General features: G+C 66.2%; 17 protein-coding genes. 7 read left to right on the top strand and 10 right to left on the bottom strand.

Annotation, left to right across the window (positions count from 1 at the left end):
• Together Q0W90_RS18195 and Q0W90_RS18200 are read left to right on the top strand one after the other, a co-directional pair.
• A partial coding sequence (locus Q0W90_RS18195) for a DUF732 domain-containing protein (protein WP_297775588.1) occupies positions 1-279 on the top strand: 279 nt, incomplete at its 5' end.
• Between the two features lie 50 nt (positions 280-329).
• Complete coding sequence (locus Q0W90_RS18200) at positions 330-674, top strand: DUF732 domain-containing protein (RefSeq protein ID WP_297602175.1); 345 nt, start codon at positions 330-332, stop codon at positions 672-674.
• A gap of 12 nt (positions 675-686) precedes the next feature.
• On the opposite strand, the gene Q0W90_RS18205 is transcribed toward Q0W90_RS18200, so the two are convergent.
• From Q0W90_RS18205 to Q0W90_RS18230, 6 genes are all read right to left on the bottom strand, one after another.
• Positions 687-1,607, bottom strand: coding sequence for a cation diffusion facilitator family transporter (locus Q0W90_RS18205; RefSeq protein WP_297775591.1), 921 nt, complete (start codon positions 1,605-1,607; stop codon positions 687-689).
• A 135-nt stretch (positions 1,608-1,742) separates the two neighbouring features.
• Complete coding sequence (locus Q0W90_RS18210) at positions 1,743-1,955, bottom strand: hypothetical protein (protein WP_297775594.1); 213 nt, start codon at positions 1,953-1,955, stop codon at positions 1,743-1,745.
• 63 nt (positions 1,956-2,018) lie between these two features.
• Positions 2,019-3,482, bottom strand: coding sequence for an aldehyde dehydrogenase family protein (locus Q0W90_RS18215; protein WP_297775597.1), 1,464 nt, complete (start codon positions 3,480-3,482; stop codon positions 2,019-2,021).
• A gap of 23 nt (positions 3,483-3,505) precedes the next feature.
• A complete protein-coding gene (locus Q0W90_RS18220; protein ID WP_297600507.1) occupies positions 3,506-4,261 on the bottom strand; it encodes a carboxymuconolactone decarboxylase family protein in 756 nt (251 codons plus the stop codon).
• Between the two features lie 58 nt (positions 4,262-4,319).
• Positions 4,320-5,141, bottom strand: a complete 822-nt coding sequence (locus Q0W90_RS18225; RefSeq protein WP_297701236.1) for a mycofactocin-coupled SDR family oxidoreductase — start codon at positions 5,139-5,141, stop codon at positions 4,320-4,322.
• Positions 5,142-5,148: 7 nt separating this feature from the next.
• Positions 5,149-5,979, bottom strand: a complete 831-nt coding sequence (locus Q0W90_RS18230; RefSeq protein ID WP_297775599.1) for a mycofactocin-coupled SDR family oxidoreductase — start codon at positions 5,977-5,979, stop codon at positions 5,149-5,151.
• A gap of 114 nt (positions 5,980-6,093) precedes the next feature.
• Here Q0W90_RS18230 and Q0W90_RS18235 point away from each other — a divergent pair, with 114 nt between their 5' ends.
• Entirely contained in the window at positions 6,094-6,696 is a 603-nt protein-coding gene (locus Q0W90_RS18235) for a TetR family transcriptional regulator (protein WP_297701238.1), read from the top strand.
• Positions 6,697-6,709: 13 nt separating this feature from the next.
• Here the strand turns inward: Q0W90_RS18235 and Q0W90_RS18240 are convergent, their stop codons facing one another.
• Positions 6,710-7,081, bottom strand: coding sequence for a DUF732 domain-containing protein (locus Q0W90_RS18240; RefSeq protein WP_297701233.1), 372 nt, complete (start codon positions 7,079-7,081; stop codon positions 6,710-6,712).
• A gap of 697 nt (positions 7,082-7,778) precedes the next feature.
• Here Q0W90_RS18240 and Q0W90_RS18245 point away from each other — a divergent pair.
• Positions 7,779-8,675, top strand: coding sequence for a lipase family protein (locus Q0W90_RS18245; RefSeq protein ID WP_297600501.1), 897 nt, complete (start codon positions 7,779-7,781; stop codon positions 8,673-8,675).
• Positions 8,676-8,726: 51 nt separating this feature from the next.
• Here Q0W90_RS18245 and Q0W90_RS18250 read toward each other — a convergent pair whose 3' ends face one another.
• Positions 8,727-9,098 carry a DUF4189 domain-containing protein gene (locus Q0W90_RS18250; RefSeq protein WP_297775602.1) on the bottom strand — a complete coding sequence of 124 codons (372 nt, stop codon included), beginning with the start codon at positions 9,096-9,098 and terminating at the stop codon, positions 8,727-8,729.
• 86 nt (positions 9,099-9,184) lie between these two features.
• Complete coding sequence (locus tag Q0W90_RS18255; RefSeq protein ID WP_297775605.1) at positions 9,185-9,403, bottom strand: hypothetical protein; 219 nt, start codon at positions 9,401-9,403, stop codon at positions 9,185-9,187.
• A gap of 95 nt (positions 9,404-9,498) precedes the next feature.
• Between Q0W90_RS18255 and Q0W90_RS18260 the strand changes: the two genes are divergently transcribed.
• Positions 9,499-10,773, top strand: a complete 1,275-nt coding sequence (locus Q0W90_RS18260) for an amidohydrolase family protein (RefSeq protein WP_297775608.1) — start codon at positions 9,499-9,501, stop codon at positions 10,771-10,773.
• On the opposite strand, the gene Q0W90_RS18265 is transcribed toward Q0W90_RS18260, so the two are convergent.
• Positions 10,770-11,657, bottom strand: coding sequence for a helix-turn-helix domain-containing protein (locus Q0W90_RS18265; protein ID WP_297600474.1), 888 nt, complete (start codon positions 11,655-11,657; stop codon positions 10,770-10,772). The two genes, Q0W90_RS18260 and Q0W90_RS18265, sit on opposite strands and share 4 nt — an antisense overlap.
• 65 nt (positions 11,658-11,722) lie before the next feature.
• Here Q0W90_RS18265 and Q0W90_RS18270 point away from each other — a divergent pair, with 65 nt between their 5' ends.
• Positions 11,723-12,661 (top strand): SDR family NAD(P)-dependent oxidoreductase, encoded by a 939-nt coding sequence (locus Q0W90_RS18270; RefSeq protein ID WP_297775616.1) that lies wholly within the window; start codon positions 11,723-11,725, stop codon positions 12,659-12,661.
• A complete protein-coding gene (locus Q0W90_RS18275) occupies positions 12,658-13,461 on the top strand; it encodes an acetoacetate decarboxylase family protein (protein ID WP_297775611.1) in 804 nt (267 codons plus the stop codon). The genes Q0W90_RS18270 and Q0W90_RS18275 overlap by 4 nt, the downstream gene beginning before the upstream one ends.
• Positions 13,462-13,558: the final 97 nt, after the last annotated feature.

Here is a 13,558-nt window from a genome sequence, read left to right on the forward strand (position 1 = left end):
ATCGGCCTGGCCGCGCCGGCGCACGCCGACGGCACCGACGACTCGTTCATCGCGTCGCTGCACGCGGCCGGCATCACCTTTTCCGACTCCGATAAGGCCGTAGGCGCGGGCAAATGGGTGTGCGACACGGTCGGCCAGGGCACGCAGATGCCCGACGTGGTCAAGACGCTGCTGTCCAAGAACTCCGCGCTGAGCGAGGACAAGGCCAACCAATTCGCGGCCATCGCGGCCCACACGTACTGCCCGAGCGCGATCACGGCCACCACGAACGCCTCCTAGCGGACGTCGAGATGCCCATCGCCGCCGGTTTTGGGAGGAACATGGCCGGTGTGCGAATTTTCCTGGGGTTCTGCGGTGTCGCCGCCATGATCGGCCTGGCCGCACCGGCCCACGCGGACATCGACAACGATCAGGACTTCCTCAAGGACCTGCGCGACGCCGGCATCACCTACCAGGACGGCGGCAACGCGATCACCATCGGCAAGTCGGTGTGCGAGCTGCTCGACGACGGTCAGTCGGACGCGAAGATCGTGACGGACCTGCGCAACCAGAACCCGGCCTTCCAGGGCGCCAGCGCGGCCAAATTCACCTACCTCTCGGCCGCCCACTACTGCCCGAAGTACATCACCGGTGAGGACCGCGGCCCGAAACCCGAAGGCGCCGTCGGCAACTGAGCCGAGTTCCGGTCAGGCGGCCCGCGCCGTCCAGGTGAAGCTCTGCATCTCCGGGATCTGTGGCGTCAGCGCCGCGGCGACGCTGCGACCGATCCGATCGGATGCGGCCAGCGAAGTGTCGGCGTTCAGGAACCCTTCCACCTCCACGCGCAGGGTCCGCCCGGTCCACCTGGCCCGGGCGTGCGCGTGCGTCACACCGGGCACCGAGGCGGCGACGGCCTCGGCGGTGGTGACGATGTCGGGGTCGACGCCGTCGAGCAGGCGGTGCGCGATGTCGGCGGTGACCTCCCAGCCGACGTGGCAGATGAATCCGGTGACGACGATCCCGGCGACCGCGTCGGCCCAGCCCCAGCCGAGTGCCACGCCGATCAGCCCCAGCACCGCGCCGGCCGACGACAGCGCGTCCAGCCAGGAATGCTTGGCGTCGGCGACCATGGTCGCCGATCGAATTCGCTTGCCTACCAACAGTTTGTAGCGGGCCACGAGCTGATTGCCGACGACGCCCACGACGGCCGCGCCGATGCCCCAGCCCACGTAGCCGGTGCCGCCGTGACGAACCAACTTGGTGACGCTCTCGAAACCGGCGACGACGGCGCTGCCCCAAATCACCAGGACCACCCCGATGCCGGCGAGGTCTTCGGCGCGCTCGTAGCCATACGGGTACCGCTCGCTGGGGACTTTGCGCGATGCGCGGAAGCCGACGAACACCAAGGCGCTGGTGGAGACGTCGGACAGGTTGTGCAGCGCATCGCCGAGCAGTGCCACCGAACCGGACAACAGCGCGATGACCAATTCGACCAGCCCGGTCAACGCCAGCCCGACGGCACTGACGGCGATGGCGCGGTTGGCCTGCCGACGCTCGCCGGCGTCGTCGACCGCGGTGTCGAGGGGAAAGCCTGCCGCTGGGTCACGGACCCCGTTGATCACATGCATATTGTCAGCATGCCCGACTCGGCGGCGGCTCCCAAACGTTTACGGGCAGATGAACCCCGGCCGCTCAGGCCGCGGCCCGTGGCCGGCCGGTGGAGCCTACACGTAATCGCCCGGGTGCCAACGTATTCGCGGACCCTACTTGTCCTGCTCCGGATCCGACGGTTGATCACGCCACGGGCGGGGGGTCTTCGGCAGGAGCATGAACGCCACGGGGAGGCGCACCAACGCGTCGCGGGCGGCGAGCTCCAGGAACACGATCTCCAGCTCCAGCCGGTTCAGCGGCCGCGTTTCCATCATGAAGCGGGTCCGCAAGTAGCGGGGGGTCCGCAGCCACTCGACCAAATTCATGAATGCGACTGTACCCGTTCGGCGGAAATACCCGATGTGCACGATGTTTTGGAGCTTTGTTCGTCAGCTCATGCCGATGCGAATGTTCTTTACCTGCAGAAACTCGTAGAGGCCTTCGATGCCGCCGGTGCGGCCGAACCCGCTTTGTTTGTATCCGCCGTAGGGGCCTTGGGGCTCGATGTCGCTGTGCCGGTTCACCCACACCGAACCCGCTTCCAGCCGGCGCGCAACCCGGTGTGCGCGTTCCAGGTTGGAGGTGGCCACGAAGGCGTTGAGACCGTAGCGCGAATCGTTGGCGATCCTGACGGCCTCGGCCTCGTCACCGAAAGGCATGACGGATGCCACCGGCCCGAAGGTCTCGAGCTGCGCCAGTGCCGAGCGGTTGTCGACGTTGGTGAAGATCGTCGGCTCGATGAAATAGCCGGACGCGAGGTCACCGCCCAGCCGGCGTCCGCCGGTGACCAGGTCACCGGCCTTCTCGCTGACCGCTTGGTCGATGACGCCGAGAATGCGCTCGGCGGCGTTCTCGGTGATGACGGGTCCGAACATGACGTCGGGCTGCAGCGGATCTCCGATCTTCGCGGCCTGCACCGTTGCCACGAGTTTCTCCACAAAGCGGACGTAGACCGACGCTTCGACGAGGATCCGTGAGGCGCAGGCGCAACTCTGGCCCGCCTGGGTGATGGGCCCTTGGTGGGCCGCGATCACCGCGGCCATGTCGAGGTCGGCGTCGGCGAACACGAGATAGGCTGACTTGCCGCCCAATTCGGCCGTCACCGGAGTGATGTTGTGCGATGCGGCCTGGAGTACTTTCTGCGCGGTCGCTTGGCCGCCGGTGAAGTGGATCTTGCCGACCCGAGGGTGACGGACCAACGCGTCGCCGCCCTCCGGACCGGCCGGCAGCACGTTCACCAATCCCGGTGGCAGGCCCGCCTCGAGGCAGAGTTCGCCAAAGCGCACGGGTGCCAATGACGCAAGCTCCGAGGGTTTGAGGATGACGGCGTTTCCGGCCGCCAGCGCGGGTGCGACGGCCGCGCCGGCGACGACCAGCGGCCCGTTCCACGGGGCGATGACGCCGACGACACCGTAGGGCTCACGTTCGACGATGTTGACGTCGAACGCGCCGGCGACGGGAGTGCTTGCCCCATGCGTCTTGTCGGCGTAACCGGCGTAGTAGCGCAGGAACCGCTCGGTCAGTACGGAGTTACCGGCAACCGAGATCGGCACTCCGTAGTCGTGCACGTTGAGCTCGGTCAGCTCGGCGAAGTGATCGCGCACCGCGTCGGCCAACGCGAACAACAGATCGCGTCGCCGATCGACGGGGTAGGAGATCCATTCCCGGTGCGCTTCCCAAGCGCTGTCGACGGCGGTGTCGATCTCACTCTGACCCGCCAAGGGTATGGCCGCGTTGGGCAGGCCGGTACCCGGATATACGTGGCGATAGGTTCCACCCGACGCCGCGGTAATGCGTTCTCCGCCAATGAGTAACGCACCCGAGAGCGGCGGCGACGACGCGGTTGCCGTCATACGCGGTGTCCTCCGTTGTTGTGTCAGCCGACGGGCATCTGGTCGGCCTGGCTTTCGGCAGTCACCCGTTGTTTCTGCTCCACGATCACCTGGTTGAGGTAGTCCGCCTTGGCGCACCCGTAGTACGCGGCGAACTGCAGCGCCAATTCGTCCATCTCCTCGAACGAGACGTCGCCGCTCTTCAGTGCCGCGTAGACGTGGGACATGATCGGGATTTCGGCATCCTGGAACGCGACGCAGGCCACGGTGATGAGCCGGCGCTCCTTCATTCCCAATCCGGGCCGCAACCACATCTCGCCGAAGACGAAGTTCAGAATGCCCGCACCCGAGTACGGGTTGTCGCGCATCGGCGCGAACGGCAGGCAGTTGATCTCCTTGAACGAGCTTTCGCCTCCTTGCAGCCGCTGCTCGGGGTCGCTGGCGGTGCCCAGCGGCAGCAACGGCTCGGGCGGAGGCGGTGGCTCTCCGCGTGCCTCGGCGAGTTTGGCCCACTCCTGGTCCACCGCGATGTTGAACCGCGACGCCTTCGGCCAGCCGGCGTAGACGGCGAAATGCAGGACGGCTTCCCGCATTTCGCTGATGGTGACGTCACCGCTGTTCAAAGCCGCGTGGACGTGCTGTTCGAGCGGGGCCTGCGCGTCGGCCGCCGCGACACAGGCCAACGTCACGAACCGTCGATCGCGGCGGCTGAGCCCCGGCCGTGACCACACCTCACCGAAGACGAAGTCGATCAACCCACTGGTGAAAGGGCCCTGGCCCTCCGGCGGGTCGAACGTCATCACCTCGGCGAAGGTGCGCACGCCTCGCTCATGTCGCACGCCATCGGACACTGAAGCCTCATCGGATGGTGACACCGGCGTCCACTTTCAGCTCCAGCCCTGTGACATAACGGGATTCATCGGATATGAGGTAGAGCACCGCATTGCTCACGTCGGACGCCTCGATCAGCGGCGCGGGCAGCGCGTTGAGGAAGAGGGGCACCAGGTCGGGCCGCTGCTCGGCGATCAACGTGTGCATCGTCGGTGGCGCCATTCCGGTGGCCACCCCGGTGGGGTGCACGGTGTTGACTCGGATGTTCTGCGCGGCAAGCTCGTTGGCCAGCGCGAGCGTCATGCCCACGATGCCGTGCTTGGACGCTGTGTAGGGCACGTGCAGCGGGGTTCCCTTGATGCCGGCCGACGAACTGATGTTGACCAGGCTTCCGCCGCCCCGTTCGACGAGGTGGGGGAGCGCGGCCGCGCAGGTGTTCCAGGCGCCGATGAGGTTGACATCGAGGACCAGCCGCCACTGCTCGGCGGTGGTGGTGTCCCAGGTGCCCACGGTGAGCACGCCGGCGTTGGCGACGGCGCCGTCTAGCCCGCCCAGTTCGTCGACGGCCGCGTCGACCGCCGCCTTCAGGGCGGCCTCGTCACGCACGTCGACGACTTCGGTGATCGCCCGCCGGCCGTGTTTCTCGACCAGTTTCGCGGTCTCGTTCAGGTCGTCCTCGGTGGCCAGCGGGTATTCCAAACCCTCCGGGGTGGAGCAGATATCGACGAGGATGCAGTCGGCGCCTTCCTCGGCCAGCCGCACCGCGTGCGAGCGTCCCATGCCGCGCGCCGCTCCGGTGATCAAGACCCGTTTGCCGGCGACCCGGCCCGTTGCGTTGTTCGTGGTCATCGACATATCAAATCTTGTTGCAAAAGCCCGCGTCGACGGGGAATGTCACGCCGGTGACGTACTTCGCCTCATCGGAGACCAGGTAGGCGATGGCGGCGCTGATGTCTTCGGGTTCCAGCATGCCGACGGGCATCGGATTTTGCAGATGGGGACCGGCGCCGGGATTGTTCTCCAGGAATTCGGTCATGTCGTCGTTGGTCGCCATCATCGTGTTGACCGCGGTCGGGTGCACCGTGTTGACCCGAATGTTCAGTGGTGCGAGCGCATTGGCCAGGGTGCGCATCAGTCCGACGATGCCGTGTTTGGACGCCGCGTAGCCGAGGCCACCGCCTTGCAGTCCGCCGAAGCCTTTGATGCCGGCGGTCGAGCTGGTGAAGATGATGACCCCGCCGCGGTTACCGGACAGCAGATGCGGAACGGCCGCCCATGCCGTGTGATAGGCACCGTCGAGGTTGACGCCGGTGACCGCCCGCCACTGCGCCAGCTCCTCCTCAATGGTCAACTCGCGGAACGCCAATGGCGCGATGCCGGCGTTGGCCAACACGATGTCGAGGCGGCCGAAGTGCTCGACGCCGGCATCCATCGCGGCCTTGACTTGCTCGAAGTCGCGCACATCGGCCACCGTGCCCAACATCTTGCCGCCGGCCTCTTCGACCCGGGCGATGGTCTCGTCCAGCTCCTCGCGGGAGGCCATCGGATAGCCGTTGGCGGGGATGTCGGCGCAGATGTCGATGCCGATGATGTTGGCGCCCTCGCGCGCGAGCCGTATCGCGTGGCTGCGGCCTTGGCCGCGCGCCACCCCGGTGATGAAGGCGACTTTGCCATCCAATGAACCCACGGCGCGCTACCTCGTTCCTTGTTCATCAGCCCAGATCAGGGTGGAGTAACGCCGTTACTCACCTGGCACAGTAACATGGTTACCGTGAGGGCAACAGAAGCCGGATGGGATGCGATGGGCGTGGAAGGCGGTGCCCGGCGGCAGACCGACCCGATCCTGGACATCGTGGTGGAGATGCTCGATCGCGAGGGCTATGCGGCCGTTCAGCTACGCGAGGTGGCACGACGGGCCCGCGTTTCCCTGGCGACCATCTACAAGCGGTATCCGACGCGGGACGAGCTGATTGTCGCCGCCCTTGACGGGTGGATGGACACCAACCGCTATGCGCGATTGCCGTCGCTGATCGACGATTTGCCCGGCGATTCGATGTATGTCGACCTGATGCACGTGATGAGGACCATCTTCGAACCGTGGGAACGGCACCCGTTGATGTTGCGCTCCTACTTTCAGGCACGATCGGGGCCCGGCGGAAAGCGCCTCATCCAGCGCGGGGTCGACGCCGTCGTCCCCCTCGTCAAAGCCGTTCTGGCGCAGGCTGATCCGGGATTCGCCAAGGACCTCGAGCTGATCCTCACCGGAGTCGTCTTCGGGCTTCTCGCCCGATTCGCACAAGGGGAGATCGACGTCACCGAGATCGTGCCCGGGATTGAACGCACGGTGTTCTGGCTGACCAAGGCCTATGAGAACGGCCCTGCGGACGTCGCGCCGGCCCCTTGACGCGTTGGCGCTCTCACAGGATCGGGGGTGGTATCAGCCAGCCCATCGACGGGTCGACGTCGTCTTTGTATTCCGGGCAGTAGGTAGCCACCGAAAGGCCGATGAAGTATCCAGATTGCTTCGCCGACATGGGCGTTTGCTTCGTCAGTTTGATCGCCAGCATCGATACGTTCGGGTTCGTTTCGATGCTGGAGCACACCGCATGGGCCGTCGCAATGGCGTCGTCGTCGTCGAACATCGTGATCCCGCCCTTGTCGAGGCCCGCGAGGAACGCATCGTCGGCATCATCCGCCGCAACCGGTGCCGCATAGGCCAGCGCGCCGGTGAACAGGGCGATCGCGCAGGCGGCCGACCGCTTCGCAAAACCGGCCTTCAGGTGAGCCATGGCCTCCCCTCTGTGCGCGGGCCAATCGGCGGCACGTCAATGACGACTTATGTGAACGATAGCCGAAATCGAGGTGTCCATCTCGATATCGTGTTCGGGCGCGGCCTCAGCTACCGGTTGGGAAGCCGTGCCGTTCACGCCGAACCCGCGCCTCGGTCTCCCACCGCTGGGGCCTTGAACCAAACATCTGTTCCGGCATAGAGTCCTCCTTGGCAATTCAAGGGGGAGCACATGGCCATGCTGCTGGCTTCGATGGTGGTGGGCTTCTCCGATGGTTGAGCCCGGTCATATCTCAGACGACGTTCCCCCGTCGGCACCCCACGAGGTTGATTCAGCGCGGCCACTACCGCCCTGCGACGATCGTTTCTGCCGACCTCCCGAGGGCTTCGAGTCGAGCGCCCCGGGCACAGTGCTGCGGTCCCGCGAGGTCCGTCTGGCTTTCCTGGGTGTCGTCCCGCAGGCGGTGGTCGCGTATCAGTTGCTTTACCGGACAACCGATTTGAACGGAGCACCCCAGGCTGCGCTCACTACGGTCATCCGGCCGGCACGGGTGAAACTCGGCCCAGAGGCCCCCGTGGTGTCCTATCAATGCGCCATCGATGCCGTTGCCTCGACCGGGTTCCCGTCCTACGTTTTGCGACACCACGCCAAGTTGGCCAAAGTGTTTGGAGGCCCGCCGGCTTGGGAGTACGTTCCCATGGCCCGTGCGTTGAGTCGGGGCTGGCGGGTGCTTGTTCCTGATCATGGGGGTTCGCGGGGACGCTGGATAGCGCCACGCGAACCCGGATATTGCGTGCTTGATGGTGTTCGGGCCGCACAAAATTTCCAGCCGGCCGAGATTGCGCGCACGGCGCCGGTCGCGTTGTGGGGCTATTCGGGCGGCGGCCTTGCCACCGGCTGGGCCGCCGAGCTGTGGGCAAGCTACGCACCGGAATTGGATATCGTCGGAGCGGTGCTTGGCGCACCCGTCGGCGATCCAGGAGCGATTTTTCGCGACCTTGACGGATCGCTGTATGCGGGGCTGCCGAACATGGCGGTCGCTTCGCTGATGCGCGAATACCCTGACTTGCGACGACTTGTGGAGGCGCACACCAACCCCTCTGGACAGTCTTTGCTCACCAGGCTGGAAGGGATGTCGATGGTCGCGGCCTTGGCGCGGGGCTGCTTGCGTCGCTCGGGACGATTTCTGGATCGTCCGCTCGAGGAGATCCTCGCTATGCCTGAGATCACGCGGCTCTTCGACGCTCTACGACTAGGTCGTAGTGCACCGATGATGCCGGTGTTGATACTGCAGGCGACCCACGATCAATTCATCAATGTGCGTCACATCGACGCGCTGGTGGAAAGCTACCGGGCTCAGGGGGCCCGAGTGAGCTACCTACGGGACCAGGGAAGCGAACATGCACTGCTGTACCCGCTGTCGATACCACCGGGATTGCAGTGGATTTCAGACCGGTTCGCCGCGAAACCCGGTGACGATTTTGGCACTCGCACGGTCACGCTGCTGGCATCCCCGCGCACCTTGATCGGTGTCCTCGGCAGTCTGCGGGTAACGCTGAAGCTGTTGTTCGGCCGCTCTCTGTACAGGGAATGATCAGGCCGGGATACGCCGAGGGTTGAAAGCCCTTATCAAGGAAATGGGACTTCAGGACGAGCAATGTGAGGCTTTGATTCGTCCATTGGGCGCACCCAACTTGGCCAGGGCGTCCGCATTGGATGCTGTGGTGTCCGGGCCGGAGCCGCCCTGGAACCGGCCCGAGCGGTCGAACGCCACCGAGGCGCAGCCGTTGCGCGTGCCGGCCACGACTTCGCAGACATCGCCGGCCTCGGCGGTGCAGTGGGCGAGCGCGATCTGGTTTGCCTGGTCTTGGCTGCCTCCGGTGCCCCAGCCGGCTGCGCGTCCGCTGCCGACCGACACGGCCAGGGCAACGAAGTCATCGTCGGCCGAGGCCGTCGGCGCCGGCACCGCGGTGACTGCGCAACCGACCGCAACGACGACGGCAATGATTGACCGCACCGGCCCGCTCCTTTGCAACGCTCAGGACAGGAATCTAGCGCCGAGGTCCGCGTCCGCGCGGGGAAATGGGGCGCTGCGCGGGGAGGCTATACGTTGTCCTCGGGGTCTTCGGCCAGATAGGTGACCTCATACCAGCGCTTCAGTGGTTCGGCGCCGTACGCGTCGGTCGCGATCGCCCGCTCCAGTCGAACGTCCGTCAGATGCGGATTGTCAACGCGGATATAGTCTTCGAGCTCGGCATGAAGGGCGTCGCCGTCCAGGGCGACATCCGCGAGCGCCCTGCCGTCGTATCTCGTCCAACTCACGCCTCACATCTTGCTATGGCCACGGTCCGAACCTTTCATTCGCCCTTCGCGTCTCGATCCGTTGCTCGTATACTCGACGTACTTTTGGAGGTGCGATGGCCACAACCTGGGACACGCTGGATCGCTATGTCGTCATTTCGACGGACACCCACGCCGGGGCCGATCTTTACGACTACAAACCGTATCTGCCGGCACACCTTCACGAAGCGTTCGACGCGTGGGCCAAGGCGTACGCCAGCCCGTTCGACGATCTGATCGTCGCCACCGCCAACCGGAACTGGGACCACGAGCTTCGCATCACCGAGATGGACGCCGACGGGGTGGCCGCCGAGGTGCTGCTGCCTAACACGGTCCCGCCGTTCTTCCCGACCACCCCGAACATCACCATCAGCCTGCCGCGCACGCGTGAGGAGTTCGAGCAGCGTTGGGCCGGTGTGCAGGCCCACAACCGGTGGCAGGTCGATTTCTGTTCGCTGGCGCCGGCCCGCCGTCGCGGGTTGATCCAGATCTTTCCCAACGATGTCGAGCTGGCGCTGGACGAAATCCGCTGGGGTGTGGAGCAGGATTGCTTTGGCGGCGTGCTCATTCCGCCGGTCTCGCCCGGCGACCCTCAGGTGGCCCCGCTTTTTCACACCCGCTATGAACCGCTCTGGGCGCTGTGCACGGAACTGGACCTCACGGTGGTGCAGCATGCGGGTGCGGGTAGCCCCGAGATGCCGATGGACCAACCGGCCTCGAACGCGGTGTTGATCACCGAAATGGCGCTCTGGGCCCAACGGACCCTCGGTCACCTGATCCTGGCCGGGGTGTTCGAGCGCTACCCGACGCTGCGATTCGTGCCGACCGAGCAGGGCACGCTGTGGGTGCCCGGGCAACTCGGTGTCCTCGACGCCATGGTGCCCACCATGAAGTCTGAGGCGGGCAACAGAACCTACGGAATGTTCGGCGGATCGTCGGTCGACGAGCTGACCCTGACGCCGAGCGAATACGTCCAGCGGAACTGCTTTTTCGCGACCGAGCTGATGCCGTACGACGGCGCGATGATCGACTTCATGGGCCCCGATCACATCATGTGGGGCAGTGACTATCCCCACGAGGAAGGCTTTGCGCCCCACTCCAAGTTGGCCATTCGGTGGGCCCTGCACGACAGGCCTGAGGACACATGCCGAAAGATCTTGGGCGGCAACGCCGGTCGCCTGTATCGTTTCGATCTCGACGCGCTGGTTCCGGTGGCCACCAAGATCGGGCCGACCGTCGCCGAGGTGCGCACTCCCTTGGAGGACACGGGCTATCAGGCACCGGCCGCTTTCGGCTACCGACCGTTCGAAGGGGGCCTGGCCCTCAAGCGGCTGGCTCCGCAACGACGCTAACCGGACTCTTCGGTCAACGCGGCGCTCAGTCGGCGGGTAGCGGAACAGAGCTGCGCCCCCAGGCGGGTGACCGCGGCGCCGCTCATCGGCTCCGCGCTGGGCACCAGGCTGAGCATCAGGACGATGCGGGAACCCGGTCCCAATATCGGGGAGTCGATGTGGCTCACCTCGTAGCTGCGGTCCGGGGTCAGGCCGATCGGGAACCATTCCTCCTGGTGGATTAGCTCGTCGGTCAACGCCTGCGCCAGCTGGCTCAGCCGGGTGGAACGCACCTCGGCACTGCGCACGATCAGGGCCAGTTCCTGCAGGCGCAGATCGGGCAGGAGGTGCAGACCGACCGCGTAGCCGCGCTGCCGGGCGGTGGTGATGGCCTCGCGGTAGCGATCGCGCACGTCGTCGGGCAGGGCGGCCAGCCAGTGCTCGCGGGCCGCCGCGTCCGCCCAGGCAACGGTCGACGCCCCATACGGCGGGCGGTGGGGAAACTGGGTGCCGATGGGCATCGGGTGACCGCCGCCGTGACGGCTTCGGACCTGATCGACGACGGTGGAGTAGTCCTCGCTCACCGAGAAGGCAACGCAGTGGGCGCCCGTCGCGGCTGACAGCTCGACCATCGCGGAACGGGCCAACACCAGGGCCGGGTAGCGGGTGGCCGCCTCGCGGCCGAGCCGGACCAGAGCGGGACCGAGGTGGTAGGTCTTGCGAACCGGATCGCGCAGCAGCCAGCCGGCTCGGAGCAACTCGGACAACATCGAGTGGCAGCTGGCCTTGTGAACGCCCAAGTGGCGCGACACCTCCGCCAGTGTCATCCCCCCGCTTCCCTCGCCCGCCAGATGCTCGAACAGGTTCACGACCCGTTCGGTCTGCGGTGAGGGGCGCGGCGCCATGGGCGTAATGGTCGCATAATGCGACTTCTTGCGGTGTTATAAGTGACCATGTGACGATGGCCACAATGGAAGACCTTCGTGGCAAGGTGGCGGTCGTAACCGGCGGGGCCGGGGGCATCGGCCAGGCCATGGGCAGACGTTTCGGCCAAGCGGGCATGAAGGTGGTGCTGGCCGACGTCCTCGCCGAGCCGCTGGACCAGGCGACCCGGGCACTCGCGGACGAGGGCATCGAGGCCGCCGGGGTCCCCACCGACGTCACCGACTATTCCTCGGTCGAATCGCTGGCCAAGGAGGCGCTCTCCCGCTTCGGGGCGGTGCACGTGGTGTGCAACAACGCCGGCACCGGCGGGGTTTCCGAGGGATACATGTGGGAGCACGACCTGGCCGACTGGCGCTGGGGGATCGACGTCAACGTGCTCGGCGTCATCCATGGCATCAAGGCTTTCGTGCCGATCCTGCTCGAGCAGGGCGAAGGGCACGTGGTCAACACCTGCTCGGGCAACGGCGGGTTCGCGCCGATCGCCCGGGGGGCCATGGGCGGACCGGCGACGGCCGTCTACCCGATGACCAAGGCGGCGGTGCTCTGCCTGACCGAGAGCCTCTACACGCATCTGGAGATGACCGGGACGCGGGTGCGCGCGCACGTCCTTTTCCCCGGCGGCTTTTTGAACACCGGCATCTGGGAGTCGTGGCGACACCGCCCGCAGCGCTACACCGCGACCCAGCAACGACGCACCCCCGAGCAGACACTGGACAAGGTCGTGGCCCGCTTCGAAGCCGCCGGCGCGCACGTCGAATTCACCCCGCTCGAGACGGTCGCCGACCAGGTGGTGGACGGAATTCGGGCGGACCGCTTCTGGATGATGGGCCCGCCCACCCCGGCCGATCAGGTGGTGAGCAGCAAGGCGGCATCGATCCTCGCGCGTGGAGCCCCCGACTACCTGGTCGACGTCCTCGGCCAAAACGCCGGGAAGGGCTCCGAAACGAAAGGAGAAAAACGTTGAACGCCAACGTAATCCGCTACGGTCCTCGCCCGCCCGAGGCGCAAGTCGACCACGAGATCGATGCCACCAAGGCGCCGATCGCCACCGAGGCGGTGACCGTCACCTACCTGACCGATCCGGAAATCGTCGCGGCCGTGCTACCCAAGCCGCTGGAGCCGGCGGCCGAACCGCTGGTGCGCATCCAGCTTCAGCGGGTCCGGATCGAGGGCATGGCGCCGTTCGGGTCGGCGGTGTTTTCGGTGACGGCCCGACACGGCGACGTCGAGGGCGATTACCCGCTCTTCATGCCCCAGTCCACCGAGCAGTCGGTCACGGGCGGGCGCGAAACCTTCGGTGAGCCAAAGAAATTAGCGCGCATCGAGGTGGGGCGCGACGGCGATCGTATCACCGCCGGCGTTGACCGGTTGGGTTATCAGCTGATCAGAGTCAGCGGCGAGATCACCGGTCCGGCGGAGTTGCCGCCCGACCAGATGAACACCGAGTTCTACTTCAAGTTCCTGCGCGCCCCCGACGGCGGCGGCCTCACCGACCCCCACCTGGTCTACGGCGAGTACCACCGGCACTACGAGCTGCTGGAGCACATCGACGGCACCGCCGAGTTGGGGGAGTCGCCGTTGGATCCGGTGGCCGACATCGTCATTCGGCAGATCAGGTCGATCACCTGGTGTCGCCGGCGCACCGTCCAGGTGGGGCGGATCGCGGCGCGGGTGCCGCAGGAGTGGCTGTTGCCGTACGTGCACCAGCGCTACGACGATGTCGCCCTGCTCGCGGCCCCCAGGCCCGAGCCCGCGCGGGCCTAGCCCATGGACCGCTACACCGTCATTTCGGCCGACTGCCACGCCGGCGCCGACCTGCTCGGCTACCGCGAGTACCTCGATTCGCAGTACCGGGACGAAT

It is taken from the genome of Mycobacterium sp., from assembly GCF_025933915.1.
Lineage (GTDB): Bacteria > Actinomycetota > Actinomycetes > Mycobacteriales > Mycobacteriaceae > Mycobacterium.